General features: G+C 37.6%; 3 protein-coding genes. All 3 read right to left on the reverse strand.

From position 1 onward, the window contains the following. Window positions 1–700: glycoside hydrolase family 18 protein (locus tag ACOYLT_RS10910; protein WP_422853878.1), on the reverse strand; the 700-nt coding region annotated here is incomplete at its 3' end. Between the two features lie 305 nt (window positions 701–1,005). Then, window positions 1,006–1,704, reverse strand: a complete 699-nt coding sequence (locus ACOYLT_RS10915; protein ID WP_422853879.1) for an alpha/beta hydrolase — start codon at window positions 1,702–1,704, stop codon at window positions 1,006–1,008. Next, on the reverse strand, window positions 1,701–3,011 hold the full coding sequence (locus tag ACOYLT_RS10920) for a flavin-containing monooxygenase (RefSeq protein WP_422853880.1): 1,311 nt from the start codon (window positions 3,009–3,011) through the stop codon (window positions 1,701–1,703). The genes ACOYLT_RS10915 and ACOYLT_RS10920 overlap by 4 nt, the downstream gene beginning before the upstream one ends. Window positions 3,012–3,484: the final 473 nt, after the last annotated feature.

Below are 3,484 nucleotides of genomic sequence, written 5' to 3' on the forward strand. Positions count from 1 at the left end.
GAGCAGTTGTACTAAAATCGTCGTATGCCATGATATTAAAAAAATCAACCGTGTTATTGGTCCATAAACTACTATTAATTGCATCACGAACTGCTCCGGCATATTTTCCGGCAGTTATAGCGGCAGATAAATAATATTTAGCCCCTGTATGGCATGAATCGCTTAACTCTTTCAGAAATGCGGTATAGGTAATATCAGTTCCATCATCGGTTCTAGGAAATTCCCAATCTACATCCACTCCGTCTAATCCATAAGTTCTAACTACTTGCATGATTGATTTTACAAAGCCATTTCGTCCACTGGGTGTAGTAGCCATGTTTTTAAAATCTGCTGCCAGGCCAGCAATACTAATGAATATTTTTGCATTATTCGATTTTGCTTTTGAAATAACAGTAGAAAATACAGAAGGATTAGCAACTGTTAATCCACCTGTTGAAGTTACATTGGCAAATGCATAGTTTACTACATTACACATCCGAAATTTCTGATCTGTTACAAGAGAAGGATCTCGATAGCTAGGAAAATATCCAACCACGTAAAAGCCAAAGGGGGTTGGGGGACTAATGCTATTGCCAGCGGGTGGTGTTACTACTGGTGGAACTGTAGGAGTGGTAATTTGATCTTTTTTGCTACATGCAACAACAAATAGCATCATAGAGGCAATAAGAAAGTATCTTTCGTTAAATAGTTTCTTTTTCATGAGTACAAAATAACCATAATTTCAAAACGATATGGGGGTTTGATGGAATTTTTTTGATGGAACAAAAAATAGCAAATTGACAACAATTACTTATAAGCCAACAATAATTTATAGTTGAAATAAACCCTCATGGAAAAACAATCAAGGAACCACGATTTAACATAAGTACTTGATTTTCCTGAAGCGAGCATTGAACTACATGCCAACCAGATGTGGAAGGATTTGAGGAAATTTTATAGTTTAGTAGGCCTCTTTGAGAAGGTTTTTAAAATCAAAAAATCAGTCCATTGTAAAATAGATAAATGTTAAATCCACTTTTCTATTACTTGTGCTGATTTCTCATAATCATCCTCTAGCATTAGGTCATGCGAACCGCCTTCTATTATTGTAAGTTTGGCTTTGTAGTGATTTGCTGTGCTTTCAAGTTCACGAACCGTGATGAGTGCATCTTTTGAACCACCTACTACTAATATGGATATAGACGAAGTGTGTGATATAGGCAGTAACAAACCTAAATACGCTTTAAATGATTCAGCACACATTCGATGCGAATATCGTGATGTAAGTGCAGCCGTGTTGAACATCAAATGAGGGTATTTTTTAAAAGCACCTAGCAGATTTCTAAGAAGTAAATAAGGTATCACACCCGGATAACGAAATATCACGCGAAGGCTAGTTAAGAATGCCCCAGTGGGTGGTACCGACGACATTAAAACAGCCTTTTTACAGCATCCTGTCTTTAAAAAATTTTGTAGAATCATTCCACCCATGGAGTGTCCAATAATGATGGGAGGCTCATCTAAGTTTTCTACTTCATTGCGAAGTGCTTGCACATAATCGCCGAGCGAAAATGAAATACGCCGTGTACTTCCTTCTGTTTCGTGCCCAGGAAGATTGAATGTAATACAATTATACCCCAGCTTTTCGAAATAAGGGATAAATTGCTCCTCCCAGCACCAAGAGCCGTGACACATGCCATGAACAAAAACAATCGTTTCACTCATTGCACAGGGAATTTACTTACGTAGTTAGATGGAAGATGTTTTTTCAATTGCTTTACAAACAAATGGAAGTCGACCGTAATCGTATGCCGAGGTGTTTTTATTTGTTGCAAATGAGGATGCGTTACTTCTCTTTGGCATAATACTCCGATATTGTTGGGTCTTTGCCAAAGTCCCTTAATTGCCCTTGCTGCAATCTTACTTTGCAATTCAGCTCCTGGCCAAATGCAACCGAGCGGCTGGAACATCCCCACGAAAAAAAGATTTTCGTATTTTTCATGCAGCATTTTTAAATAAAGGGGCACATCCCCTTCGCTATAATTCAAAAAGTCTTTACGGAAAAAGGGATGTTCTAAAATATAGCCAGTGCATGCAATGACTGTATCAAATTCCTCCACAGTACCGTCCTTAAAATATACATGCTGCCCTTCAAAGTGATCAATATCTACTTTGGGGAATACTTTACCGTGCCTTACTTTGTATAAAAGTTCCTCATTAATAGTGGGGTGGGTTCCCGTAATTGCATGTTGTGGTTCTTGAAGTCCGTAAATTTTATTTGATCCAGAGAAGATTTTGACAGATAATTCTGATAAGAAAAACTTCAACTTAGTGGGTAAAAACGCCAACTTGGATGCCACTACATCACTCGGTTTGCCAAACAAAAATTTTGGTACAATTCTGTAACCTCTTCTCCAGCTTATACTTGTTTTCTTGCTCACACGACTTGTTTCCACTGCCACATCACAGGCAGAATTTCCACCACCAATTACAAGTATACGTTGATCTCTGAACGGTTCCGCCTTTTTGAATTCATGTGAATGCATTAATTTACCTGTGAACTCACCTGGATATTGAGGCATTCGTGGCAGCCAGTGGTGGCCATTGCAAACAACTAAATGTGTAAAGTATTCCGTTTTTTCAATACCGTTCTTCTCTGTTTTTACAACCCAGTTTTTAGCTTCGTCTAATTCGCAAGATTTCACCAAGGTTTGAAATTGAATGTGTGGATATAGTTTAAAGTGTTCGGCATATCCCTGAAAATAGCGTCTTAATTGATCATGCGAAGGGTAATCAGGCATCCCCTTTTCGAAATCATCGAAGGTAAAATCTTCATATTGCGAAAGGGTTTTGGAACTAATTATGTGCGTGGTTTCGAACACACTCGAGTGGCCAATATGCTCATTATAGATCCAGTTTCCTCCTACTTGCGTATTTAATTCATAACAAACTGTATCCAAACCTTGATCTATCAAGTTTTTCAGCGCAGTTATTCCAGAGGGACCTGCACCAATAACACAAACTTTCGTCATAAAAATACTTTTATCAAATATAAAAAATAGTACTTCATTTATATTAGATAAAAAAGCCGGGATATTAACCGGGCTGAGCACCTAAATCTTTGTTGAGAATTGAACCCTTGAAGCGTTCAGGCAGAAACAACAAAGGACCCACGATTTAACCTAATCTCTTGATTTTCATGTAGCGAGACCGGGATTATGTGCGCCGCTGGAGCATGGAACTCGTATGAACCCCTTTGCTGAATATAAAGATTTTTTGAGAAAACGAAAGCGTTGATTTGTTATGCGTTACATTACCATAAAACGGAAATCAACCGATTTGGATCGATTTCAGGAGTGTTTTCATCACGCAGCGTTTTAATCAATGAAAAGTATTTAAAAGCAATGTTATACCTTTAGTCAACCCTGAAGAATTTAATAAAAACTTATGAGAAATAAAAGATACGTTTTATCCTCCATGATTATTTTGTTAACAGTAGTATTCT

This window comes from Flavobacterium sp. (assembly GCF_049318185.1).
Lineage (GTDB): Bacteria > Bacteroidota > Bacteroidia > Flavobacteriales > Flavobacteriaceae > Flavobacterium.